Source organism: Streptomyces aurantiaciflavus (assembly GCF_049808595.1).
Taxonomy (GTDB): domain Bacteria; phylum Actinomycetota; class Actinomycetes; order Streptomycetales; family Streptomycetaceae; genus Streptomyces.
Genome location: NZ_JBNCAQ010000004.1, coordinates 119,887 through 142,697 on the forward strand (window position 1 = coordinate 119,887; position 22,811 = coordinate 142,697).

Sequence of the window (22,811 nt, forward strand, 5' to 3'; positions counted from 1 at the left end):
GTACCGGGGACAGGCGAGCCGGGGACAGGCGAGCCGGGGACAGGCGAGCCAGGGACGGGTGTGGGCAGGGCAGGCATGGGTGGGGCAGCGCCCTGGGCCGCCGCGGCCGCCGCCGGGTGCTGCACGGGCGGTGCGGGCGCCCACGGGCCCGGCTCGCCGTACGGCGGGGTGCTGTAGGGGTCGGGGTCGTGCAGGGGCTTGGGACGTTCTTCTGTGCTCGGCGGCAGCCTGACAGGTTCGGGGGCCTCGCCCCCGGGCACGGATTCGGCCGCCGGCTCCGGGGCCTCCCCCGTCGGAACGGACTCGACCGACTCGGCGGCATCCGGCGCGAACGACGGTGCGTCGGCCGCCGCGGGCTCGACGTGCTCAGTCGCGGCAACCGGCCGAGTGGCCTCCACATGCCCCTGCCGGGACACCGCATCAACGCCCGCCACAGGGTCGACGACATCATGTGCGGCGACCGACCGCGCCACCTCGACAGCGCCCTGCGCCGACACCGGCTCACCCGCAGCCACTGGCTGCGACACCTCATCCGCCGCCGCGAGGTGGGCGGACCCGGCGGAGGCCGAGGCGCCCACCGCCGGCTCGGGCTCGGTCTCCGCCGGGACCTTCGCCTCCGCCTCCGGCGAACCCTCGCTCACCGGTCGGCTCAGCTCGTAGTCGCCGTCGTCACGGCCGCCCTCGGCCGCGACGACCGGCCCGGCAGCCGCGTTCTCCTCCACCGCCGCCCCGACCGGCCGCGCCAGTTCGAAGTCGCCCTCGGTGTTCTCCCGGCCGCTCTCCTGCCCGCCAGGGCTCTGCGGTCGAGGCCGGCTCCACCACTTCGCCTTCGTGGGCTTCCCCTCGTTCATGCTCTCCCCGCACTCGGGCCCCGTCGCGGCATGGCTCGTCGGCGGGGGGCCGCAGCTCGTCGAACTCCGCGCCCGCGCCCGGCCGCCGGGCTCGGGCGCGGTCCTCCCAGGATTCAACCAGGTTCGCGGCGCACCGGCGCAGGGACCGGGTCAGCGGGCGTTCTGCGGAGAGGCAGAGGTGCTGGGAGCGGAGGTGGTGTGGGGGACGGGTGCGGCGAACAGGCCGGGCGCCGTGACCTCGGGGGCGGTGATCCAGGAGGTCAGGGCGATCGGCGGGGTCGTGCCCAGCGGACGTATCAGCGGGGACATGGCGGCGGCGCCGGCCACCACGGGTGTGGTGAGCCCGTGCAGGGCCTGGTCGGTCTGCCCCGCGGCGGGGGCCGGCACTCCGGGCAGCAGCGGCGCGGACACCTGGGTCGGGGCGACCGGTGTCTCGCTGAGCAGCTGGCCGCTCTGGGCGAGCAGCGGCCCGGTGGTACGGCGGCGCTGGCTGTCGGGGGCCGTGCTGGTGCCGGTGCCCTGGCTGCGGGCCGGGGTCACATTGCTGCCGGAGCCGCCGCGGGCGTCCGTGTCGACCGGGGCCCCGGCGTTCACTCCGCCCAGGGCGATCGCGGCCAGCGAGACCGCGCCGGCGGCGACGAAGGCGAACCGCAGGCTGCGGGAGCGCTCGGCGTCGCCACGGCCGACGGGGTGGATACGGAAACCGCGGTCCGCGGAGGGCGTGAGCACGGAGCCGTGATCCCGCGCGGGGACGTAGCCGAATTCGAACGGCTCGTCCCGTCTCACTCCGAAGACTCCGGACGATCCGGGGCGGGAGCCGAAGCGGTCGTCGATTCCTCCCCCGGGCGGCATACCGCCGCCGTCCGTGTCACCTCCTGCGGGGAGCCCTTGGAGACGGGCCAGGAAACTCTCGGAGGGGGCGGGTGGGGCCACTTCCGCGACGACGTTCTTCAGCCGGCGCTGCGCGTCGACCTCCGCCTTGCATTTGGGACAGGTCGCCACGTGCGCCAGGACGCGCTCGCGCGTGTCATGACCGAGTTCGCCGTCCACGAGGGCGGACAGTCGGTCGCCGAGGTGCTGCTCTGCCGGGGTAGGACGGGATCCACTCACGCGGTCGCGCCCCCTCCCCCCAGAGCGGGTACGCGGGCCACGAAGGAACGCCGCTCCGCGCGCGCCTCGGGCGAGCGGTGCGCGAGCGCCTTGCGCAGCTGCGACCTGCCGCGGTGGATCCGCGAACGGACCGTGCCGAGCTTGACGCCGAGGGTCGCGGCGATCTCCTCGTACGACAGTCCTTCGATGTCGCACAGGACGACCGCGGCGCGGAACTCGGGCGCCAGGGTGTCGAGGGCCTGCTGGACGTCCGCGTCGAAGTGGGCGTCGTTGAAGACCTGCTGCGGGGTGGGCTCCTTGCTGGCCAGCCGCTCGGCGGCGTCCTCACCGAGCGCGTCGAAGCGGATGCGCTGCTTGCGGCGGACCATGTCCAGGAAGAGGTTGGTGGTGATGCGGTGCAGCCAGCCCTCGAAGGTGCCCGGGGTGTAGGTCGACAGGGAGCGGAAGACGCGGACGAAGACCTCCTGGGTGAGGTCCTCGGCGTCGTGCTGGTTGCCGGTGAGACGGTAGGCGAGCCGGTAGACCCGGCCGCTGTGCATGCTGACGATCTCCTCCCACGTGGGCGGAGTCCACGCCTGCCCGTCCGCGTCGGTGGAGAAGGTCGCGGTCTGGGCAGGGCCGGCGGCGAGGCCGGCGGCGTGGCTGTGGTCAGCGGTGTCGTTCACGGATTTCGGCTTGCCTGCCGACCCGAGGAAGCGCCGTAGCACTCCTCCCCGGCCCACAGGCGCAGCCGCACCTCCCCTGTCGGCTCTGGTGGTGTCCAGTGGAGCCCCTACCATAGCCACCTCGCCCGTTAGCTCCGGATAAGCGGTTTTACGAGAATTTGATCTGTGCTGACACGGCTCATGCGGCTGCGTCAGCACTTGCTCGACGTCTCGTCCCTCGTCGTGATCCAACTGTGTCCCCCCGTCGTCTTTCCCACCCCTTCAAACGACCGGTCCCATCTGCGGGTTCCCGGCGGCAACGGATACAGTCACGCCCAGGCAACCATGGGGACAGGAGAGGGTCATTACCGGCAACCGGCAGACGAGCTGGGCGTTCGCCGACGCCTATGTCGCCGAGGACGAAGCGCTGCGCTGGGCCCGCGACCGGGCCCGTGAGGCAGGGCTGCGCTCGGTGTCGCCCAGCACGGGCGCCGCACTGCGTCTGCTCGCCGCCACCGTGGACGCGAAGGCGGTCGCGGAGATCGGTACCGGCACCGGCGTCTCCGGGATCCACCTGTTGTACGGGATGCGCCCCGACGGTGTTCTGACGACCGTCGACCCCGAGCCGGAGCACCAGCAGTTCGCCCGGCAGGCCTTCCGCGCCTGCGGCTTCGCCAGCAACCGGGCCCGTTTCATCCCCGGCCGCGCCCTCGACGTCCTGCCCCGCCTCGCGGACGCCGGCTACGACCTCGTCTTCTGCGACGGCGACCGCCTCGAGGTCATGGACTACCTCGCTGAATCGTTGCGGCTTCTGCGCCCCGGGGGCCTGGTGGTGTTCGAGGGGGTCTTCGCCAACGGCCGCACGATCGACTCCGGTCCACAGCCCACCGAGGTCATAAGGATCCGCGAACTGCTGCGGGCGGTGCGGGAGAGCCAGGAGCTGGTGCCGTCGCTGCTTCCGGTGGGGGACGGGCTGCTCTGCGCGGTCAAGCGCTGACCGCGAAACAGCCGCCCCGGCGTCCGAAGAGGATGCCGGGGCGGCTGAAAGGGTATGGTCGCTTGCGTCAGCCGACGACCTTCTTGAGGGCGTCGCCGAGCGCGTCGGCCTCGTCCGGGGTCAGCTCGACGACGAGCCGACCGCCGCCTTCGAGCGGAACGCGCATGACGATGCCCCGCCCCTCCTTGGTCACCTCGAGCGGGCCGTCGCCCGTCCGCGGCTTCATGGCCGCCATGCTCGTTCCCCTTCCTGAAACCAGCTCATCGTCAAAGCCGACGGCCCGTGAAGGGCACGCGCGGCCCGAGGGACACGCGACACCGGCATCGAACACATTGCTTCCAGGCCATTATCCCGCATCTCAGGACCCGATGACCAACATCGGTTGGCATCGCTTGGGCAACGCGCCCGAGCAAAACCACTCAATTCGGCGATGTGACTGCGATACTTCGCATCCGCACGGACTTCCCCCGACCGGAAATCGTCCCGAATTCTTTGACGCAGGTCACACGTGCTGCGCGGTCCCCGTCCTTCATGCTGTCCTTCGGAGACAGGCGTACTGGTCAGTACGCCGCAGCCGCGACACCGGAGGGGACACCCCATGGCCGACACCGTGCTCTACGAGGTGAGCGACGGGCTCGCGACGATCACCCTGAACCGCCCGGAGGCGATGAACGCGCTGAACATCGCGACCAAGGTCGCCCTGCGGGAGGCGGTGCGCTCGGCGGCGGAGGACACGGCCGTGCGCGCGGTGCTGCTGACCGCCGCCGGCGACCGGGCCTTCTGCGTCGGCCAGGACCTCAAGGAGCACATCGGACTGCTGGCCGCCGACCGGGAGACCGGCTCGGGGCAGACCATGACCACCGTCCGGGAGCACTACAACCCGATCGTGCGGGCGCTGACGGAGGCGCCCAAGCCGGTCGTCGCCGCGGTGAACGGGGTCGCGGCCGGGGCGGGCTTCGGTTTCGCGCTCGCCGCGGACTACCGGATCGTGGCGGACACGGCGGCCTTCAACACGTCGTTCGCGGGCGTGGCGCTGACCGCCGACTCCGGCGTCTCCTGGACCCTGCCGCGCGTGGTCGGCCCCGGCCGGGCCACCGACCTGCTGCTCTTCCCGCGCAGCGTCAAGGCGCAGGAGGCGTACGAGCTGGGCATCGCCAACCGGGTCGTTCCCTCCGCCGAGCTGCGGGCCGAGGCCGAGAAGGTCGCGCGGGCGTTGGCCGAGGGGCCGACGGTGGCGTACGCGGCGCTGAAGGAGGCTGTGTCGTACGGCTTCTCCCACTCGCTGGCCGAGACGCTGGAGAAGGAGGACGAGCTGCAGACGCGGGCGGGCCAGTCCGAGGACCACGCGATCGCGGTGCAGGCGTTCGTGAACAAGGAGAAGCCGAAGTACCTGGGCCGCTGAGTCCGGGGCCTCGGGAGTCGTCGGGGGTCGCGGGACCGTCGTCGCCGGTCGCTCCCCCACTCTCGGCTCCGCTGGAGCGGGGGACCCCCGTCTCGGTGGAGCCGCAGACTGCTACGGCCCGCGTCCCCTGGAAACTAGTGCCGCGACAGGCAACGTTCGCCCCGTCGCGACGCCCGGCACGCCCTCTCGCCGCACCGGCCGAAAGCCCAAGTACATCCAGTACGAGGGCTTCCGGCCGGCACACCGAGAGCACGCACCGGACGCCGCTCCTCACCGGGCAAACGTTGCCTGCCGCGGCACTAGGCGGCGTGTCTCGACACGCAGGTCTCCAGGTGATCGTCCACCAGCCCGCACGCCTGCATCAGCGCGTACGCCGTCGTCGGTCCCACGAAGCGCAGCCCGCGCTTCTTCAGCGCCTTCGACAGGGCCGTCGACTCGGGCGTGACCGCCGGGACGTCGGCCAGGCTCTTCGGGACCGGGCGTCCGGCCGGGTCTGGGGCGTGGGACCAGATCAGGTCGTCGAGTTCGCCCGGGGTCCACTCGGCCAGCACGCGCGCGTTGGCGAGGGTGGCGTCGATCTTGGCACGGTTGCGGATGATGCCCGGGTCGGCGAGGAGGCGGGCCCGGTCCTCGTCGGTGAAGGCGGCGACCGAGGCGATCTTGAAGTCGGCGAAGGCGGCGCGGAAGCCGGGGCGGCGGCGCAGGATGGTGATCCAGGACAGGCCGGACTGGAAGGCCTCCAGGCTGAGGCGTTCGTACAGCGCGTCGTCGCCGTGGACCGGGCGGCCCCACTCCTCGTCGTGGTAGGTCACGTAGTCCGGCGTGGACAGGGCCCAGGGGCAGCGCAGCGCGCCGTCCGGTCCGGCGAGGGCGGTGCCGTCGCTCACCGCTGCTCCCCCTGCTCGGGCTTCTCCATGGAGATGTGGGGCTGGTGGGCCTCGTGGGGCTGGGCACCGGCCAGGGCGGACTCCAGTTCGGCGATACGGGCGTCGCGTTCGGCGAGTTCGGCGCCGAGGCGGTTGAGGGCGTCGTCGACGTCCGCCATGCGGTAGCCGCGGGGGGCGAGCGGGAAGCGGAGGCGGTCGACGTCGGACCGGTTGAGGGGGCGGTCCGGGGGCAGCGGGTCGTGCAGCCGCTCCGGGGCGACGTCGGGCAGCGGGCCGGTGCCCTCGCCGCCGCCCACCACGGCGAGTGTCACCGCGGCGACCACGACGGCGAGCGCGACGACCAGGAACAAGAACATAACCATCGGTGGGTCCCCACGCTCGCTGTGCTCGGTGTCGAATGTGTCAGGGTCCGATCGTGCCATGCGGGTGTGACCGTTAGGGTCGCAGGCGGCGGATGTCCAAGACGTACTAGGAGAGGTCACAGGGGATGCTCAGGCTGGGCAGGCGGGAGTTCGGCGCGCACGAGCCGGTGATCATGGCGATCGTGAACCGGACCCCGGACTCCTTCTACGACCAGGGTGCGACCTTCCGTGACGAGCCGGCGCTGGCGCGGGTGGAGCAGGCGGTGGCGGAGGGCGCCGCGATCGTCGACATCGGCGGGGTCAAGGCCGGGCCGGGCGAGGAGGTGACCGCCGAGGAGGAGGCGCGACGGACGGTCGGCTTCGTCGCCGAGGTGCGACGGCGCTTCCCGGACGTGGTCATCAGCGTGGACACCTGGCGGGCGGAGGTCGGGGAGGCCGTCTGCGAGGCGGGCGCGGATCTGCTGAACGACGCGTGGGGCGGCGTCGACCCGCGGCTGGCGGAGGTCGCCGCGCGGTACGGGGTGGGGCTGGTGTGCACCCATGCCGGGGGTGCGCAGCCGCGGACCCGTCCGCACCGGGTGACGTACGACGACGTCATGGCCGACATCCTGCGGGTGACCGTCGGGCTCGCCGAGCGGGCGGCGGGGCTGGGTGTGCCGAGGGAGTCGATCCTCATCGACCCCGGGCACGACTTCAACAAGAACACCCGGCACAGCCTGGAGGCGACCCGGCGGCTCGGGGAGATGGTGGAGACGGGGTGGCCGGTGCTGGTCTCCCTGTCCAACAAGGACTTCGTGGGGGAGACGCTGGACCGGCCGGTGAAGGAGCGGGTGGTGGGGACGCTCGCGACGACGGCGGTGTCGGCGTGGCTGGGGGCTCAGGTGTACCGGGTGCACGAGGTCGCGGAGACGCGGCAGGTGGTGGACATGGTCGCGTCGATCGCGGGGCATCGGCCTCCGGCGGTGGCGCGGCGGGGGCTGGCGTAGTTTCCCGCCCCCGCCGCCCCTGCCCTTCTCGTCCTCCGGGGCTGCCGCCCCCGGACGCCCGCGTCGGCCCTGCACGGGCCTCGTCCGCGAACTCCCTCAGAGGGGCACCTCCGGACAGGCCGGTCCGCCGACCGGCAACCTCTACCGCCCGGCCTCCTTGGACACCAGCGCCACCGCCTCCTGCACGTCGTCCGTGACGTGGAAGAGGAGGAGGTCCTTCTCGGACGCCTTGCCCTGGGCGATCAGGGTGTTCTGCAGCCAGTCGATCAGGCCGCCCCAGTACTCCGTGCCGAACAGGACGATGGGGAAGCGGGTGACCTTCTGGGTCTGGACGAGGGTGAGGGCCTCGAAGAGCTCGTCCAGGGTGCCGAGGCCGCCGGGCAGGACCACGAAGCCCTGCGCGTACTTCACGAACATCATCTTGCGGACGAAGAAGTAACGGAAGTTCAGGCCGATGTCGACGTAGGGGTTCAGCCCCTGCTCGAAGGGCAGTTCGATGCCCAGTCCCACCGAGATGCCGCCCGCCTCGCTGGCGCCCTTGTTGGCCGCCTCCATCGCGCCGGGGCCGCCCCCCGTGATGACCGCCCAGCCGGCGTCGACCAGGGCGCGGCCGAGCCGCACGCCGGCGTCGTACTCGGGTGAGTCCTCCGGTGTCCGGGCCGAGCCGAACACGCTGATCGCGGGCGGGAGTTCGGCGAGCGTGCCGAAGCCTTCGATGAACTCCGACTGGATGCGCAGGACCCGCCAGGGGTCCGTGTGGACCCAGTCGGAGGGGGCGCGTTCGTCCAGCAGTCGCTGGTCCGTGGTGCTCGGCTGCACCTGATCCCGCCTTCGGAGGACCGGTCCCAGGCGCTGTTCCTCCGGTGGCTGCTTCTTGCCCTCGGGGTTGCCGGTAGCCATATGAGCTCCCTCCACTTGCGGGTTGTTCCACCTCAGCCTAGATCTACGCGGGTTACGGGCGGGGGACGTCGGCGTGTCCGCCATGAAGCGCCGACGGGGGTCCCTCACGCCGTGAGCCACGCCCGCAGCCGCTCCTCCCCCGCCAGGACCTTGGCCGTCTCCACGCGCTCGTCCCGCTTGTGCGCCAAGTGGGGGTTGCCGGGGCCGTAGTTGACCGCGGGAATGCCGAGTGCCGAGAAGCGGGAGACGTCCGTCCAGCCGTACTTGGGCTGCGGGGTGCCGCCCACCGCCTCGATGAAGGCCGCGGCGGCCGGGTGGGACAGGCCGGGCAGGGCCGCGCCGCTGTGGTCGTCGACGACGAACTCCTCGACCCCGCAGTCGGCGAAGACCTCGCGGACATGGGCGACGGCCTCCTCGGGGCTGCGGTCCGGCGCGTAGCGGAAGTTGACCGTGACGACGCACTCGTCGGGGATGACGTTGCCGGCCACGCCGCCGCTGATGCCCACCGCGTTGAGGCCCTCGCGGTACTCGAGGCCGTCGATGACCGGGTAGCGCGGCTCGTACGCGGCGAGGCGGGCCAGGATCGGGGCCGCCGTGTGGATCGCGTTGGAGCCCATCCAGCCGCGCGCCGAGTGCGCCCGCTCGCCCTTCGTCTTCAGCAGGACCCGCAGGGTGCCCTGGCAGCCGCCCTCCACCTGGCCGTCGGAGGGCTCCAGCAGGACCGCGAAGTCCCCCCGCAGCCAGTCCGGGTGCGCCTCGGCCACGTGCTTGAGGCCGTTGAGGTCGGCGGCGACCTCCTCGTTGTCGTAGAAGACGAAGGTCAGGTCCCTGTTCGGGGCCGGGACCGTCGCCGCGATGCGCAGTTGCACCGCGACGCCCGCCTTCATGTCGCAGGTGCCGCAGCCCCAGAGCACACCGTCCTCGTCGAGCCGGGAGGGGACGTTCTCGGCGATCGGGACCGTGTCGATGTGGCCGGCGAGGATCACCCGCTCCGGCCGGCCCAGCCGGGTGCGGGCGATCACGTTGTTGCCGTAGCGGTCCACCGTCAGGTGCGGCAGGGCGCGCAGGGCGGTCTCGATCGCGTCCGCGAGCGGCTTCTCGGTGCCGCTCTCGGAGGGGAAGTCGACGAGCTGCGCGGTGAGCAGAGCGGCATCCAGCGTGAGGTCAAGCGGGGTCTCGGCCATGCCGTCGACCCTAACGCGCCGACTGCGCGTCGCGCTGGCCCCACCGTTCGCATCTCACCTCCCCAGCCTCCCTACTCTCCAGTACCTTGTACGCGTGCCAGAGCCGACACCCTCCCCCAAGCGCCGCGGCCGCCTCCTCCGTTTCGGGGCGGCCTGTGTGGTCCTGTCCGCCGTCGCGGGTTATGTCGTGGTCCAGTACGTCACCGGCGGCGCGGGCGATCCGGGGTGCAGAGTCGTTTCCTCCGAGGGCGGGGGAACGACGTACGAGTTCTCGCCGGAGCAGGCGGTGAACGCGGCCACGATCGCGGCCGTCGGCACCAACCGGGGCATGCCCGAACGAGCCGTGACCATCGCGCTGGCGACCGCGCTGCAGGAGTCGGCGCTGCGCAACCTCGACCACGGCGACCGGGACTCGCTCGGCCTGTTCCAGCAGCGGCCCTCGCAGGGCTGGGGCACCGCACGGGAGGTCACCGACCCCGCCTACGCGGCCAACATCTTCTACGAGCACCTCGCCAAGGTGCGCGACTACACCGAACTGCCGCTCACCGTCGCCGCGCAGCGCGTGCAGCGCAGCGGTTACCCGGAGGCGTACGCCAAGCACGAGCCGGACGCCACACTGCTGGCCGCCGCGCTCACCGGCGCCTCGGCGGCCACGCTGACCTGCGAAGGGCGCCCGCAGACCGCGACGGCCACCGGTCCGGACGCGGTGCGCGCGGCGCTCGTCCGGGACTTCGGGCGGGGCGCGCTCGAACAGGCGGGCGCGCAGGTCGAGGAGGCGGCCGCCACGCCCTCCGCGGCGGCGGACGTGCCCGCCGCCGAGACCAGTGGGCGGACCGTGACGCTGCCCGTGACCGACGAGACCGCCGCCGGGCGCGGCATCAGCGAGCGTGGCTGGCAGCTCGCCCACTGGGCGGTGGCCAACGCCTCGGCCCTGCACATCGAGCGGGTCACGTACGGCGGCCGGGAGTGGGTCGCCGGGAACACCGACAGCAAGTGGCGGGCGACCAGGACGGGCGGGACGGAGGCCGCCGGGACCTCGGGTTCGACGGCCGGTTCCGGTACGAGCGCCGTACGGATCGTCACCGCGCGGTAGTACGGGTCCTCACCCTCACGAGTTATGTCCGGCGGGCCTGGGATGCCGTGCGGTCAGGTTTTCGCGCCCTCACCCCCGTATCCGCCGAAACCGTTGAGAACAAAGGGCTCCGGGGGTTTGGCGGGCCTTCACGTCGGGGGCTTTTCGCCCCCTTTCATCCGCAGCCGATAATGCGACGTATTGCCAACTCTTTACGTTGGCCGTCCGCAACCTTCGCGGGCTTCGAGCGGTAGTCACTGCGTCCGAGCCCGGACGTTCAACGACTGTTCCACCCGTCGAAGGAGCATCATGTCCCTCCCCCTGTCCCGCAGGATCGCCCGTGCCGCGCTGCTCGTCGCTGCGGGAGCGGCTGCCGGGGTCGGTGCGGCCGGCTCCGCCAGTGCGGCGCCCGCCCTGCCCACCACCCCGGACCTCGGCGGTGTGACCGCCGCGGACGGGACGAACGTCGGCGACACGGTCGACACGGTCAAGCAGGCGGTGCCGACCGTGGACAAGACCGGCGACAAGGCCGTGAAGCAGACGGCGGGCGCCGCCGGCGGTGTGCTCCGTGACGCCGAGTCGACCGCGAAGAAGAACGGGGTGTCGACGGACTCGCTGACCAAGACCGGGAAGACGCTGCCGCTCGGCTGAGCAGCGGCTTGAACGGCGACGGGGCCCAGGGTGCTTCCCTGGGCCCCGTCGCGTTGTGCCGGCCTGCGTCGGCAGCGGCCGGGGCCGGTCTCCCGGTGCGCGGCGCTGCGGGCGGCTAGCGGCTCCTGAGGCGCTCCACCGCCGCCTTCACTCGCTCGTCCGTCGCCGTCAGTGCCACGCGTACGAAGTTCTCGCCCGCCGGGCCGTAGAAGTCGCCGGGGGCGACCAGGATGCCGAGGTCGGAGAGGTGGGCGACCGTGTCCCAGCAGGACTCGTCCCTGGTGGCCCAGAGGTAGAGGCTGGCTTCGCTGTGTTCGATGCGGAAGCCGTGGTGCACCAGGGCCTCGCGGAGCAGGGCGCGGCGGGCCGCGTAGCGTTCGCGCTGGACGCGGACGTGCTCGTCGTCGCCGAGGGCGGCCACCACCGCCGCCTGCGTCGGCGCGGACGTCATCATGCCGCCGTGCTTGCGGATCTCCAGGAGAGGGGCCAGGACGGCCGGGTCGCCGGCGAGGAAGGCCGCGCGGTAGCCGGCCAGGTTCGAGCGCTTCGAGAGGGAGTGGACCGCGACGATGCCCTCGTAGGAGCCGCCGTTGACGTCCGGGTGGAGGACCGAGACGGGGTCGGCCTCCCAGCCCAGTTCGAGGTAGCACTCGTCGGAGAAGAGCAGCACGCCGTGCTCCCGCGCCCAGGCCACGATCCTCGTCAGCTCGGCCTTCGACAGCACCTTGCCCGTGGGGTTGGACGGGGAGTTCAGCCAGAGGAGCCTGAGGTTCGTCGGGTCCAGGGTCGTCGGGTCGTCGTAGACCTCGTGGTCCGCGCGGGCCAGGCGGGCGCCGACCTCGTAGGTGGGGTAGGCCAGGCGTGGGTGGGCGACCTTGTCGCCGGGGCCGAGGCCCAGCTGGGTGGGGAGCCAGGCGACGAGTTCCTTGGAGCCGACGATCGGCAGGACGTGGCGGTGGGTGACCTCACGGGCGCCCAGGCGGCGCTCCAGCCAGCCGGTGATCGCGTCGCGCAGCGCGGGGGTGCCCCAGACCGTCGGGTAGCCCGGGGAGTCCGCCGCGTCGATCAGCGCTTTCTGGATCAGCTCGGGGACCGGGTCGACGGGGGTGCCGACGGAGAGGTCGACGATGCCGTCCGGGTGCGCGGCGGCCGTCTTCTTGTACGGCTCCAGCTTGTCCCACGGGAAAGTGGGAAGGCGGTCGCGCAGCGACTCCTTGGAAGGGTGGTGGCGGGCGACGGGCGGGCGGTCGGAGACTGCGGACACGGTTACTGGCTCACTTTCGTCGGTACGGCGGCTCGTACCGCAAACGCCTCGGTCCCGTACGGCGATCAAGGGCGATCAGGCCGTACGGGACCGAGGCGGCGCGGTGACGCGGGCCGCTTGCGTGGTTACTCGGCCTGCGGCGGCAGCGCGGCGACGAAGGGGTGGTCACGCTCGATCAGCCCCAGCTTGCTGGCGCCGCCGGGCGAGCCCAGCTCGTCGAAGAACTCGACGTTCGCCTTGTAGTAGTCCTTCCACTCCTCCGGCACGTCGTCCTCGTAGAAGATCGCCTCGACCGGGCAGACCGGCTCACAGGCACCACAGTCGACGCATTCGTCCGGGTGGATGTACAAGGACCGGGAGCCCTCGTAGATGCAGTCGACCGGGCACTCCTCGATGCACGCCTTGTCCTTGACGTCGACACAAGGCTGCGCGATGACGTAGGTCACGCTGTCGTTCCTCCTCGATAGGGCGCTGGCGGGCCTCCTCAGGCTCCGCCGCCTGGCGCGCGGGAGCGCGGCGTCGTCGATGCCCGCCCCTAGTATCTCCGTTCTTGGGCATGATCCGAACAGGAGGGGTGGACCGACCTGTGGAAATCTCGGCCGCTGGACGCCTCGAGGTCCGAATCACCGCTGCTGACGTGGGCAAACGTGTCTCCGTACGGCGCTTGAGCGAACCTGGAGTCACGGAGGGGAAATTCACCGACACGGTGGGTGTTCTCACATCATGGGACGCCGGTGTGCTGGTGATCACACGGAAGAGCGGCGAGAGCGTCCGGATCGACGAGGCCTCGCTGGTCGCCGGGAAGGTCGTCCCGGCCGCTCCGGCGCGCCGCCGGGGGCCGGCCGCCTCGTACGAGGAACTCGCGCGGGTCGCCTCGCGGGCCTGGCGGCCCGTCGAGAGCGAGCGGCTCGGCGAGTGGGAGCTGCGGGCCGCCGCCGGATTCACCCGCCGCGCGAACTCCGTCCTCCCCCTCGGCGACCCCGGTCTGCCGCTCGACGCGGCCCTGGACGCCGTACGGCGCTGGTACGGCGAGCGCGGGCTGCCCGCCTATGTGCAGACCGCGACCGGGGCGGAGGGCACCCAGGAGCTGCTGTGCGCCGAGCTGGAGCGGCGCGGCTGGATACGGGAGGTGACCGCCGAGCTGTGGATCGGGGCACTGGCGCCGGTCGCCGACCGGGCGGAGGCTGAGGGTGTGGTGCTCGCCCGCGCCGCCGACGAGGCGTGGCTGGCGCGGTATCAGCGCAAGGGGGTGAGCGACGTGGCGTTGCAGGTGCTGGGGTCGGCATCCCCCGCGCACGGGGGTCCCTCCCGCGCGAACCGCTCGAACGAAGCCGAGAGCGGGGGAGGGCCGTCGGTGTGGTTCGCGTCCGTGCCGGGCGTGGCGGGCGCGGCGCCGGCCGCCATCGGGCGGTGTGTCGTGGACGGGCGGTGGGCCGGGTTCGCGGCGATCGAGGTGGATCCGGGGCAGCGGCGGCGGGGACTGGCGACGGTGGTGATGGCCGCGCTGGCGCGGCGGGCGCTGGAGGAAGGGGCCTCCGCTGCCTGGCTGCAGGTCGAGGAGGACAACGAGGGAGCGCGGGCGCTGTACGCCGGGCTGGGCTTCGGCGCACACCACTCGTACCACCACTACCGGGAACCGGAGGCTGGTGCGCCGTGACCGGGTTCGAGCCCGCCGAGGTGCGGCGGCGGTTCGCCGAGGAGGCGCGGGCCGAGCGGCCCGACCTGGCCGCGCTGTGCCTGCTGGTGGGCGCGGAGGCCGACGGGACGCTCGACGAGGCCGGGCTCGACGCGGCGCAGGTCGAGCTGGACCTGCTGGCGGGGCAGGTGCCGTTCCGGCCCGGCGGGCCGCGGTCGTGGGCGGTGGCGCTGCGGGAGCTGCTCGGTGAGCGGTACGGGTTCCATGGCTCCGCCGCGGACTACCAGCGGTTGGAGTCCTCGCTGCTGCACGAGGTGCTGCGGCGTCGGCGCGGGTTGCCGATCCTGCTCTCCGTGGTGTGGATGGAGGTCGCCCGGAGGGCGGGGGCGCCGGTGTACGGGGTCGCCCTGCCGGGGCACTTCGTGGTGGGGTTCGGTCCTCCGGATCAGCAGGTGCTGGTCGATCCGTTCGACGGGGGGCGGGTGCTGACGGGGCGTGATGCGGAGTTGCTGGTCGCGGGGGCGACGGGCGCTCCGCTGGATCCGTCGATGCTGGTGCCGGCGGAGCCGTTGGACGTCGTGCTGCGGATCCTGAACAACGTCCGGGCCTGGGCCGCTGCACGGCCGGAGCGGTCGGATGTCGCCCTGTGGGCGGTGGAGTTGTCGCTGTTGCTGCCTTCTCATCCGGCCCGGCTGCGCTACGAGCGGGCGCAGGTGCTGGTGCAGCGGGGGGACTTCGTCGAGGGGGCGGTGGAGTTGGAGGCGTACGCGGAGATCCTGGGGGCCGTGGACGAGGGGGCGGCCGAGCGGGTGCGGGAGCAGGCGTCCGCCGCGCGGGCGAGGCTCAACTGAGGTCGTACGGCGTCCACGGGAGCCCGGGGGCGGCTACAGCCAGCCTTTCTCCCTTGCCACCCGTACCGCCTCCGCCCGGTTCCGTACCGCCAGTTTCTGGATCGCCGTCGACAGGTAGTTGCGGACCGTGCCCTGGGAGAGGTGGAGCGCCGTCGCCAGTTCCGCGTTCGTGGAGCCGTCCGCCGCTGCCTTCAGGATCTCCCGCTCCCGCTCCGTCAGCGGGTTCGCGCCCTCGGCCAGGGCCGTTGCCGCGAGGGTGGGGTCGATGACCCGTTCGCCCCGCAGGACCTTGCGGATGGCGTCGGCGAGCTGGGCGGCGGGGGCGTCCTTGACGAGGAAGGCGTCGGCGCCGGCCTCCATGGCGCTGCGGAGGTAGCCGGGGCGGCCGAAGGTGGTGAGGACGACCAGCTTCACCCCCGGGATCTCTCTGTGGAGCAGGGCCGCCGCCTCGATGCCCGTCGCGCCCGGCATCTCGATGTCGAGGAGGGCCACGTCGACGCCGTGGGTCCGCGCGGCCGCGAGGACCTCGTCGCCGCGGGCCACCTGGGCGACCACCTCGATGTCGTCCTCGAGGCCGAGCAGGGCGGCGAGCGCCTCACGGACCATCGACTGGTCCTCGGCCAGGAGAACCTTGATCGTGCCACTCATGGCCGGGATCCTACGTCCGGCGAAGAGCCCGCCGGGACGCGGGCGACCAGGCGGAAGCCCTGCCGGGTGCTGCCCGCGTCCAGGACGCCGCCCGCCTTCTCCAGGCGCTCGGTGAGCCCGGTGAGGCCGTTGCCGTGGCCCTGGCCCGGGGCGCCGGAGCCGTTGTCCTCGACGGCGAGTTCGAGGACGGGGCCGTCGAGGGTCTGGCGGCGCAGCAGTTCCACCGTGCAGCGGCGGGCGCCGCTGTGCCGTACGACGTTGGTGATCGCCTCGCGAAGGGCCCAGGCGAGCGCGGACTCGCTGTCCTCGCAGACTCCGGCGAGGTCGGGTTCGGCGGGGATGTCGGCGGTGATGCCGGCCGCGGTCAGGGCGGCACGGGCGCCGGCGAGTTCGGCGGTGAGGCGGGGGCGGCGGTAGCCGGTGACGGCCTCGCGGACGTCGACGAGGGCCTGGCGGCTGACCTGTTCGATGTCGGCGACCTGCCGGGCCGCCTTGTCGGGGTGGTCGGGGAGCATACGGCCGGCGAGCTCGCTCTTCAGGGTGATCAGGGACAGCGAGTGGCCCAGCAGGTCGTGCAGGTCGCGGGCGAGGCGGAGGCGCTCCTCGTTGGCGGCGAGCTGGGCGACGGTGGCGCGGGCCTCGCGCAGGGCGATGGTCGTGCGGACGAGTTCGCGTACGCCGGTCATGGCGAAGCCGCCCAGCAGCGCCGGGATGAGGAGTCCGGCCAGGTAGGCCTTGCCGCCCGGCACCGCGAACGCGAGCGCCGCCATCAGGGCGGACGTGGCCGGGATGGTCCAGCGGGCGAGGCGCAGGGGCAGCGCCGCGCCGGACGCGATCGAGACGTAGACGAAGAGGACGAGCCACTCGCGGCCCAGGGTGAGGGCGAGGAGGGTGGACTGGGCCGCGAGGACCCCGAGGGAGCCGAGCACCAGGTTGTTGTGCTCGCCGCGGCCGGTGCGGAAGACCAGCACCATGTACCAGCCGACGAAGGCGGCCAGGCCGATCCAGCCGAGGACCCGGGCGCCCGTGCTGTGACCGCCGTGGAGCAGGTCGGTGACGGGCGCGCTCAGGTACACCAGCCAGATGCCGGTCCACAGGGACTTCACGATCCGCTGCTTGCGGTTCTCCGGGCGCTGCCCGATGCCGATGCCGCTCACGCCTTCAGCGTGTCCTTCCGGTACAGCCAGGCCGCGCCGCCGGTGAACAGGGCGAAGAAGACGACGAGGACGGCGATGTCCTTGGCGTGCGGCGCCTGGTTCTGCTCGATGGCCTGTCCCAGGGCAGCGTACGCGTGTGTGGGCACCCACTTCGCGATGTCCTGCAGCCAGGTGGGGAAGGTCGTCGTCGGCATCCACAGGCCGCCGAGGATCGACAGGCCGAAGTAGGTGATCATGGTGATCGGGCGGACCGCGTCCCCGTTGGCGAGGTAGCCGATCGCGACCCCGAGGGCGGCGAAGACGAGGCTGCCGGCCCAGATCGCGCCGGTGAGCGCGAGCCACTGCCAGGCGTCCAGCCGAACGTCCTTCACGGCGGCGGCGACGGCGAAGACGACGACGATGGACGGCAGGCTGACGACGGCGGCGCTGGCGGTCTTGGCGAGGACGTAGCCGCGGCCGGGCAGCGGGGTCAGCCGCAGCTGCCGTACCCAGCCGCTCTGCCGTTCCTTGGCGATGCGCTCGCTGTTGCCCATCAGGACGGCCGTGAGGGCGCCGAAGGAGGCCATGGAGACCATCATGTAGGTCGGCAGGGTCAGGCCGGTGCCGTCGACCTTCGAGGTGCCGTCGGCGCTGCCCGCGATGAGCAGGAACAGCACCGAGGGGTAGATCACCGAGAAGAACAGGAACTTGCGGTTGCGCAGGGCGCGGGTGAGCTCCAGTTTGATCATGCCGTTCATGACGTGCGTGCCTCCTCGGCGGCGGTGAGGGTGACGAAGGCCTGCTCCAGGCCGAGGCCGGTGACCTCGAGGTTGCGGGGGTAGAGGCCGAGGGCGTAGACGGCGTGCACGGTGGCGTCGGCGTCGCCGGACTGGATGCGGACGGTCTGGCCGGACCCCGCGGCGGAGCCGCTCTTGGACACGGTCAGCGTGGTGAGGAAGGGCAGGGCGCGCAGGGCCGGCTCGTCGATCTCGCCGTCCAGGTCGAAGGAGATACGGCGCGCACCGGCCTTCGCCTTGATCTCGGCGGCCGTGCCGTCGGCGAGCAGACGGCCGCGGTGCAGGACGAGGACGCGGTCGGCGATCGCGTCGGCCTCTTCCAGGTAGTGGGTGGCGAAGAGGACCGTGCGGCCCTGGTCGGCCTGTTCGCGCATGGTGGCCCAGAACGCCCGGCGGGTGGTGACGTCCATGCCGGTGGTGGGCTCGTCCAGGACGATCAGGTCGCTGTCGCCGGCGGTGGCGAGGGCGAAGCGGACGCGCTGGGCCTGGCCGCCGGAGAGCTTGTCGACCTTGCGGTCGGCGATCTGGGTGACGCCCGCGCGGGCCAGCACGTCGGCGGGCCGGTACGGCCGCGGGTGCAGCTCGCAGGCGAGGCGGACCAGTTCGGCGACGGTGACCTCGTCCATCAGGCCGCCGCTCTGCAGCATCGCGCCCACCCGCCCGGCGACGATCGCCTCGCGCGGGCTGGTGCCGAACACGCGGACCGTGCCGTTGTCGGCGTACTTGAGGCCGAGGAGGAGGTCGAGGGTGGTCGACTTGCCGGCCCCGTTGGGCCCGAGCAGCGCCACGGTCTCCCCCGGGTGCAGTGCGAGGCTGAGCCCGTCCACCGCCCGTACGTCTCCGAAACCCTTGCTCACCTGGTCGAACTCGACCACCGGTGGTGTCGTCGTCATGCGTCGATCATCGCCGCGGGGGCCGGGCCGGCGGCAGTGTCGGGCGTCCGGAGTGCCGTATGACAGATGTCATGCGCGAAGGGCACCCGGCGGCGGAGCCGGGTGCCCTTCGCTGAAGTGCGGCGTCAGCTCGGGTCGGTGTCGATGACCCCGACCCGGTCTGTCTTGCTGGTCAGGGCCGGGCGCAGGGCGCTGATGACGTCCTCCACGGTGACGGGCGTCTTCTGGCCGTTGCCGCGGGTGATCAGGACGCCGTCGAAGGCGCCGCCGTACAGCTCCTTCAGGGCGGCCTTGTCGTAGTACTCGACGAGCTTGCCGTTGACGGCCTTGACGCCGAGGAACTTCCACAGGGAGTTCTTCGGGCTCATCGGGACGGAGTGCGCCGGGTCGGTCTCGACGGTGACCTTGGCGGACATCGCCGGTTCGGCGAACTCCTTCATCATCCGGTCGACCTCGGCGTTGGACACCGTCGGCTGCCTGGTGGTCGTGGGGACCTTGACCTCGGTGGGCGTGCCGGTCTCCACCTGGGCGCGGTAGGCGTCCACGACGGCCGTCTCGGCCTTCGCGGCGTCGATGCCCTTGCCGGCCTTGCCGTAGACGGCGACGGCCTTGCCGGACTCGAACTTGATGGTGCCGTCGGTGGCCGAGCCGGAGCCGCCCGCGGCGGTCTCCAGGGCGGCCCGGAGCTTCTCCTCGTCGACCGGCATGACCGGTTCGACCACGCGGTGTTCCCCGAACAGCGAGCCGATCACCGAGACCGGGTTGTAGTCGCTCCCGGCGGCCGCGTCGACCGTGGCCTGCATGTCGAACTGCAGGCCCGACTGCTCCGGCTTGAGGGTGACGGTGGTGCCGTCCACGGACAGCTTCAGTGCCTGGTTCACCCGGCCGTCGAAGGCGTCGTCGAGCTTCTTGACGGCGTCGTCGCGGGTGCCGCCGCCGATGTCGACGCCGAGCACGGTGGTGCCCTTGGGCACGTCGGAGTGGTTCATCAGCAGCCCGGCGCCGTAGACGCCGACTCCGCCGAGGACGACCAAGCCGCCGAGCAGGACCAGCTTGCTGCGGCCCTTCTTCTTCGTCTTCTTCGAGGCGGCCGGGGGCGTGCTCTGCGCGGTCGGCTCGGGCCGCTTCGGCGGGGTCTGCCGCGCCGGCCCGTCGGTGTGCGCGCCGGGGGCGAACGGCCCGCCGGGACCGGTGCCCTGGCCGGGCGGGGGCACGACCGGGATGCCGCTGGTGACGGTCTGTCCGGAGACGTTGTCGTGCCGGCCGTAGCCGCCGGCGGCGGGCTCGGGGGCCGGCTTCTGCGGGGTGAGGATCGCGGTGTCGTCGCTGAGACCGCCGCCGGGGAGGCGACCGGTGCCGGGGCCGCCGAAACCGGCGGGGGCGCCGGGGCCACCGGGCGCGTGCGGCGCGCCCACGGCACCGGCGGGCGCGCCGGGGGCCGAGCCGTTCATCGGCGGCACCATCGGGCCGTCGCCGGTGACCGGGCCGGTGGTCGGACCGGCGGGGCCCTGCGGCCCGCCCCGGCCACCGCGGCGGCCGGGGCCGTCCGGCCCGTTGAAGTCGCTGGGGCCGCCCGGGGCGCCGGGACCGCCCGGGGCGCCGCCCTGGCCGTTGGTCCCGTGGTAGCCGCCGCGGCCGCCGTCGTTGTCCGTGAAGTACGGCAGGTCGTCGCGGCGCGGCTCGGCGGCGCCCTGTCCCGGACGCGCGCCGTTGCCCAGGGGGCCCGCGGCGAGCGCCTCGGTCACGTCGAAGGAGCCGGTGCCGCCGCCGTGTCCCGGAGCCACGGGACCGCCGGTGGCGCCGGGGAGCCCGGCGCCGTTCGTGCCGCCGGGGCGGGTGGCGCCCGGCGCGCTCATGGAGCCGACGACACCGCCGGGCCGCCCGGTTCCCGGACGTGCGCCACCGGGCGCACCGGAACCCGAACCGGCCGGACGCGCACCGCCGTTGGCGGCGGCACCCGAAGCGGCGCCGGCACCCGTCGCGGGGCCCGCGGCCGAACCGCCCGCCGTCGGCGCCCCGTTGGCGGAGCCGCCGCCCTGACCGCCCTTGGCGGGCCCGGACTTGCGCGGTGCGAACCAGTCGCTCGTCTTCTCCCCGGCGGGCGGCGCCGGTTCGGCCGGTGCCTCGGCGGTTCCCGCGGAGGGAGCGGAACTCCCGCCGCCGGCCGGTCCGGAGGCCTTCGGGGCGCGCGTTCCCGTGGCGGGGCCAGCGGCCCGCGCGTCGGCGCCGCCGTCCTCGCCCGCGCCCTCCGCCTCCGCGACGGGCTTGCGCACGACGACCGGCGGAATGGGCCGCGACCCGGGGATGTTGATCCGGATCCGGGTCGTCAGCGTCGTCTCGGTGGTCTTGCGTTCCTCCGGCTGCACGGCCGAACGGCCCGTGTCCGCACCGCCGTCGGACACCACGGGGGTGCCGTACGGCGGCGTGCCCGAGGGGTATGCGGCTCCGCCGCGCCCGTTCGGACCGGAGGACGGACTGTCAGTTTCACGACTCAAGGCAGGTTCTCCAGGTTGGCTCCGCCGCCCGCCACGACCTCACGGGCAGCTCGGCGGCGCGCACCACCATACTGGCCACTTCTGGCGCGTATCCCACGACCGCCGGGGAAACCCACACCGGACTCGCACGCCCGCGCCGTGGAGAAGTGGTACGTCACTTGCCAAGTCGGACGTCGCCGCCGACCGGTTGCCGCCCGGAGCCAAGGGTGGCGCAGATCACAGCCAGGGCCATGCCGCCGAGCAGGAAGAGGTAGGAGCCGCTTCCCGCGCCGAACAGGAAGTCGCCCTCGGGGCGGGCCGCGGTGAGCAGGATGACGGAGATCAGCCAGCCGGCGGCGGGCGCGACGGCCCCGCCCCGACTGCGGACGGCGCGTGCCCCGCCGAGGAAGAGCCCGGCGGCGCCCGCGAGCGCGAGCAGCAGCCCGCCGGGGAACCAGCCGGCCTGCACGAGCGCCCCGGCCAGGCCGGCGACCGCGCCGAGCAGCAGGAGCCCGAGGTAGGCGGCGATCCGTCCGGCGGAGGGCCCCTGGAGGGGCTGGGCGAGCATCGAACCGCGGTCGGACATCAGACCACCCCTTCCAGCCCGGCGAACAGATCGGTCTCCCGGCCGCCGCTCTCCGCACTCCCCCGGCCTCCCGCCGGCGGGACCCCCGTCCCGCCCCGCTCACCGCGCACCAGCTCGTAGTACTCGGTGACGAAGAGGGGCTGGGCGAGCTCGTTGGAGAGCACGAAGGAGCGGCCGTCGGGGGCGACCTCGATCTGGGTGGCGTGCGCGCGCATGGCGGCGGCCTTGGCGGCGGCGTACGCGGTGCCGTCGATCTCCGTGGTGACGCGGTCGTCGTCGACGACGCCGGGTACGTCCGCGACGGAGGCGCTCTTGGTGAACGGCAGGCCGGGCAGCTCCTCCTGGAGCAGGGTGAAGGCGGCCTCGGCGACGGAGCGCGGGACGCGGTTCCAGTACACCTTGGGAACGTTCCAGCCGGCGTGCGCGGCGAGCTCCACCGCGCGCATGGCGACGCGGTGGGCCTGGATGTGGTCGGGGTGGCCGTAGCCGCCGTCGTCGTCGTACGTGACGAGGACCTGGGGGCGCAGTTCGAGGACGACCTCGGCGAGGGAGGCCGCGGCGGTGTCGACGTCGGCCTGCCAGAAGCAGGCGGGGTCGTCGTTGTCGGGGATGCCCATCATCCCGGAGTCGGCGTAACGGCCGGCGCCGCCGAGCAGCCGGACGTCGTCGACGCCCAGTTCGGCCATGGCGGCTTTCAGCTCACGCAGGCGGTGCCCGCCCAGGGCGGCGCCGGTGAGATGCCCCAGCTCCGGCGGGATGACCTCGCCGCGTTCACCGAGGGTGCAGGTGACCAGGGCCACGTGGGCCCCCTCGGCCGCGTACCTGGCCATGGTCGCGCCGTTGTTGATCGACTCGTCGTCCGGGTGCGCGTGCACCAGCAGCAGACGCCGGGAGGGCGGTTCCGTCATGGGGCAACCCTACGAGGCGGGCCCCCCGTGTGGCGTCACGGCTCCGGCCGTCGTGTCCATGGCCGCGAGATCGCCGCGGCGCCGTGACCGTTCACGCCCCCGCTCCAGCCCCGTACCCGTCCCGGATCCGGCAGGCTTACGGATCCGAATGCGGGGAAGGCGCGGACTGTGGCGGTGAAGGACGAGCTCCGGTCGACCGCCCACCGGAGCCCGCGGCGCGATCCGCGTCAGAACTTGATGCTGCCGATCATGCTCGCCACGCTCGTCGTCAGATCGCTGATCGTGGGCGCGACCGTCGAGGAGGCGAGGTAGAAGCCGAGCAGGATGCAGACGACTGCGTGACCACCCTTCAGTCCTGACTTCTTGATCAGCAAGAAGACGATGATCGCCAGCAGCACCACCGCCGAAATCGAGAGTGCCACGGCGGCTCACCTCCAAGAACCCGGGTACGTGGGGGAAACAGAGCGAGGGAACTTGTAAATCCATACAACTGCCAGCAGGTTCATACCCACACAGCGCTAGTGATCATAACTATGAGTGCGTGCGCATCGAGTGGCGCACAGCCGCACAAG

The 22,811-nt window shown here is 72.8% G+C and carries 24 protein-coding genes; 7 read left to right on the top strand and 17 right to left on the bottom strand.

Annotated features, from left to right (window positions below; genetic code table 11):
• Positions 1-1,001 precede the first annotated feature (1,001 nt).
• On the bottom strand, positions 1,002-1,961 hold the full coding sequence (locus ACPT94_RS05520) for an anti-sigma factor family protein (protein WP_425245245.1): 960 nt from the start codon (positions 1,959-1,961) through the stop codon (positions 1,002-1,004).
• On the bottom strand, positions 1,958-2,668 hold the full coding sequence (gene sigE, locus ACPT94_RS05525) for an RNA polymerase sigma factor SigE (protein ID WP_360336284.1): 711 nt from the start codon (positions 2,666-2,668) through the stop codon (positions 1,958-1,960). The genes ACPT94_RS05520 and sigE overlap by 4 nt, the downstream gene beginning before the upstream one ends.
• A gap of 235 nt (positions 2,669-2,903) precedes the next feature.
• Between sigE and ACPT94_RS05530 the strand changes: the two genes are divergently transcribed.
• The gene (locus ACPT94_RS05530) at positions 2,904-3,602 is read left to right on the top strand and encodes an O-methyltransferase (RefSeq protein ID WP_360336286.1); all 699 of its coding nucleotides are present in this window, start codon (positions 2,904-2,906) and stop codon (positions 3,600-3,602) included.
• Positions 3,603-3,669: 67 nt separating this feature from the next.
• Here ACPT94_RS05530 and ACPT94_RS05535 read toward each other — a convergent pair whose 3' ends face one another.
• Positions 3,670-3,837: a DUF3117 domain-containing protein gene (locus tag ACPT94_RS05535; protein WP_003966491.1), complete on the bottom strand. Its 168-nt coding sequence runs from the start codon at positions 3,835-3,837 to the stop codon at positions 3,670-3,672.
• Positions 3,838-4,200: 363 nt separating this feature from the next.
• On the opposite strand from ACPT94_RS05535, the gene chcB reads away from it, so the two are divergent.
• Complete coding sequence (gene chcB, locus ACPT94_RS05540; RefSeq protein WP_425245246.1) at positions 4,201-5,004, top strand: 2-cyclohexenylcarbonyl CoA isomerase; 804 nt, start codon at positions 4,201-4,203, stop codon at positions 5,002-5,004.
• A 299-nt stretch (positions 5,005-5,303) separates the two neighbouring features.
• On the opposite strand, the gene ACPT94_RS05545 is transcribed toward chcB, so the two are convergent.
• The gene (locus ACPT94_RS05545) at positions 5,304-5,891 is read right to left on the bottom strand and encodes a DNA-3-methyladenine glycosylase I (protein WP_425245247.1); all 588 of its coding nucleotides are present in this window, start codon (positions 5,889-5,891) and stop codon (positions 5,304-5,306) included.
• Positions 5,888-6,253, bottom strand: coding sequence for a DivIVA domain-containing protein (locus ACPT94_RS05550; RefSeq protein ID WP_360336155.1), 366 nt, complete (start codon positions 6,251-6,253; stop codon positions 5,888-5,890). Before ACPT94_RS05550 ends, ACPT94_RS05545 begins: the two co-directional genes overlap by 4 nt.
• A gap of 125 nt (positions 6,254-6,378) precedes the next feature.
• On the opposite strand from ACPT94_RS05550, the gene folP reads away from it, so the two are divergent.
• Positions 6,379-7,239, top strand: a complete 861-nt coding sequence (folP, locus tag ACPT94_RS05555) for a dihydropteroate synthase (RefSeq protein ID WP_360336157.1) — start codon at positions 6,379-6,381, stop codon at positions 7,237-7,239.
• A gap of 141 nt (positions 7,240-7,380) precedes the next feature.
• On the opposite strand, the gene ACPT94_RS05560 is transcribed toward folP, so the two are convergent.
• Together ACPT94_RS05560 and dapE are read right to left on the bottom strand one after the other, a co-directional pair.
• Complete coding sequence (locus ACPT94_RS05560; protein ID WP_360336159.1) at positions 7,381-8,139, bottom strand: LOG family protein; 759 nt, start codon at positions 8,137-8,139, stop codon at positions 7,381-7,383.
• A 104-nt stretch (positions 8,140-8,243) separates the two neighbouring features.
• Positions 8,244-9,323: a succinyl-diaminopimelate desuccinylase gene (gene dapE, locus ACPT94_RS05565; protein WP_360336161.1), complete on the bottom strand. Its 1,080-nt coding sequence runs from the start codon at positions 9,321-9,323 to the stop codon at positions 8,244-8,246.
• A 94-nt stretch (positions 9,324-9,417) separates the two neighbouring features.
• On the opposite strand from dapE, the gene ACPT94_RS05570 reads away from it, so the two are divergent.
• Positions 9,418-10,416: a VldE C-terminal domain-containing protein gene (locus ACPT94_RS05570; protein WP_425245248.1), complete on the top strand. Its 999-nt coding sequence runs from the start codon at positions 9,418-9,420 to the stop codon at positions 10,414-10,416.
• A 288-nt stretch (positions 10,417-10,704) separates the two neighbouring features.
• Positions 10,705-11,046, top strand: coding sequence for an ATP-binding protein (locus ACPT94_RS05575; RefSeq protein WP_360336165.1), 342 nt, complete (start codon positions 10,705-10,707; stop codon positions 11,044-11,046).
• 115 nt (positions 11,047-11,161) lie between these two features.
• Here the strand turns inward: ACPT94_RS05575 and ACPT94_RS05580 are convergent, their stop codons facing one another.
• Together ACPT94_RS05580 and fdxA are read right to left on the bottom strand one after the other, a co-directional pair.
• Positions 11,162-12,310, bottom strand: coding sequence for a bifunctional succinyldiaminopimelate transaminase/glutamate-prephenate aminotransferase (locus ACPT94_RS05580; RefSeq protein ID WP_425245249.1), 1,149 nt, complete (start codon positions 12,308-12,310; stop codon positions 11,162-11,164).
• A gap of 125 nt (positions 12,311-12,435) precedes the next feature.
• Entirely contained in the window at positions 12,436-12,756 is a 321-nt protein-coding gene (gene fdxA / locus ACPT94_RS05585) for a ferredoxin (protein ID WP_003998156.1), read from the bottom strand.
• A gap of 140 nt (positions 12,757-12,896) precedes the next feature.
• Between fdxA and ACPT94_RS05590 the strand changes: the two genes are divergently transcribed.
• Both ACPT94_RS05590 and ACPT94_RS05595 read left to right on the top strand, forming a co-directional pair.
• The gene (locus tag ACPT94_RS05590) at positions 12,897-13,967 is read left to right on the top strand and encodes a GNAT family N-acetyltransferase (protein WP_425245326.1); all 1,071 of its coding nucleotides are present in this window, start codon (positions 12,897-12,899) and stop codon (positions 13,965-13,967) included.
• Entirely contained in the window at positions 13,964-14,797 is an 834-nt protein-coding gene (locus tag ACPT94_RS05595; protein WP_425245250.1) for a transglutaminase family protein, read from the top strand. Before ACPT94_RS05590 ends, ACPT94_RS05595 begins: the two co-directional genes overlap by 4 nt.
• 33 nt (positions 14,798-14,830) lie before the next feature.
• Here ACPT94_RS05595 and ACPT94_RS05600 read toward each other — a convergent pair whose 3' ends face one another.
• The 8 genes from ACPT94_RS05600 to ACPT94_RS05635 all read right to left on the bottom strand — a co-directional run bounded on the left by ACPT94_RS05600 (position 14,831) and on the right by ACPT94_RS05635 (position 22,661).
• The gene (locus ACPT94_RS05600; RefSeq protein ID WP_425245251.1) at positions 14,831-15,445 is read right to left on the bottom strand and encodes a response regulator; all 615 of its coding nucleotides are present in this window, start codon (positions 15,443-15,445) and stop codon (positions 14,831-14,833) included.
• Positions 15,442-16,602, bottom strand: a complete 1,161-nt coding sequence (locus ACPT94_RS05605) for a histidine kinase (RefSeq protein ID WP_360336173.1) — start codon at positions 16,600-16,602, stop codon at positions 15,442-15,444. The genes ACPT94_RS05600 and ACPT94_RS05605 overlap by 4 nt, the downstream gene beginning before the upstream one ends.
• Positions 16,599-17,339, bottom strand: a complete 741-nt coding sequence (locus ACPT94_RS05610; protein WP_425245252.1) for an ABC transporter permease — start codon at positions 17,337-17,339, stop codon at positions 16,599-16,601. The genes ACPT94_RS05605 and ACPT94_RS05610 overlap by 4 nt, the downstream gene beginning before the upstream one ends.
• Entirely contained in the window at positions 17,336-18,271 is a 936-nt protein-coding gene (locus ACPT94_RS05615) for an ABC transporter ATP-binding protein (protein ID WP_360336177.1), read from the bottom strand. Before ACPT94_RS05615 ends, ACPT94_RS05610 begins: the two co-directional genes overlap by 4 nt.
• 125 nt (positions 18,272-18,396) lie before the next feature.
• Positions 18,397-20,766 carry a peptidoglycan binding domain-containing protein gene (locus ACPT94_RS05620; RefSeq protein WP_425245253.1) on the bottom strand — a complete coding sequence of 790 codons (2,370 nt, stop codon included), beginning with the start codon at positions 20,764-20,766 and terminating at the stop codon, positions 18,397-18,399.
• Positions 20,767-20,920: 154 nt separating this feature from the next.
• The gene (locus ACPT94_RS05625; RefSeq protein ID WP_360336181.1) at positions 20,921-21,331 is read right to left on the bottom strand and encodes a DUF6113 family protein; all 411 of its coding nucleotides are present in this window, start codon (positions 21,329-21,331) and stop codon (positions 20,921-20,923) included.
• A complete protein-coding gene (gene mshB, locus ACPT94_RS05630; RefSeq protein WP_425245254.1) occupies positions 21,331-22,239 on the bottom strand; it encodes an N-acetyl-1-D-myo-inositol-2-amino-2-deoxy-alpha-D-glucopyranoside deacetylase in 909 nt (302 codons plus the stop codon). Before mshB ends, ACPT94_RS05625 begins: the two co-directional genes overlap by 1 nt.
• 227 nt (positions 22,240-22,466) lie before the next feature.
• Complete coding sequence (locus tag ACPT94_RS05635) at positions 22,467-22,661, bottom strand: hypothetical protein (protein WP_189934182.1); 195 nt, start codon at positions 22,659-22,661, stop codon at positions 22,467-22,469.
• Positions 22,662-22,811: the final 150 nt, after the last annotated feature.

Bases quoted from the DNA above. Each gene is read 5' to 3' on its own strand.
- mshB (WP_425245254.1), bottom strand. From the start codon at position 22,239: ATGACGGAACCGCCCTCCCGGCGTCTGCTGCTGGTGCACGCGCACCCG.
- ACPT94_RS05615 (WP_360336177.1), bottom strand. From the start codon at position 18,271: ATGACGACGACACCACCGGTGGTCGAGTTCGACCAGGTGAGCAAGGGT.
- ACPT94_RS05535 (WP_003966491.1), bottom strand. From the start codon at position 3,837: ATGGCGGCCATGAAGCCGCGGACGGGCGACGGCCCGCTCGAGGTGACC.
- chcB (WP_425245246.1), top strand. From the start codon at position 4,201: ATGGCCGACACCGTGCTCTACGAGGTGAGCGACGGGCTCGCGACGATC.
- dapE (WP_360336161.1), bottom strand. From the start codon at position 9,323: ATGGCCGAGACCCCGCTTGACCTCACGCTGGATGCCGCTCTGCTCACC.
- folP (WP_360336157.1), top strand. From the start codon at position 6,379: ATGCTCAGGCTGGGCAGGCGGGAGTTCGGCGCGCACGAGCCGGTGATC.
- ACPT94_RS05575 (WP_360336165.1), top strand. From the start codon at position 10,705: ATGTCCCTCCCCCTGTCCCGCAGGATCGCCCGTGCCGCGCTGCTCGTC.
- ACPT94_RS05560 (WP_360336159.1), bottom strand. From the start codon at position 8,139: ATGGCTACCGGCAACCCCGAGGGCAAGAAGCAGCCACCGGAGGAACAG.
- ACPT94_RS05550 (WP_360336155.1), bottom strand. From the start codon at position 6,253: ATGGTTATGTTCTTGTTCCTGGTCGTCGCGCTCGCCGTCGTGGTCGCC.
- ACPT94_RS05625 (WP_360336181.1), bottom strand. From the start codon at position 21,331: ATGTCCGACCGCGGTTCGATGCTCGCCCAGCCCCTCCAGGGGCCCTCC.
- ACPT94_RS05600 (WP_425245251.1), bottom strand. From the start codon at position 15,445: ATGAGTGGCACGATCAAGGTTCTCCTGGCCGAGGACCAGTCGATGGTC.
- ACPT94_RS05610 (WP_425245252.1), bottom strand. From the start codon at position 17,339: ATGAACGGCATGATCAAACTGGAGCTCACCCGCGCCCTGCGCAACCGC.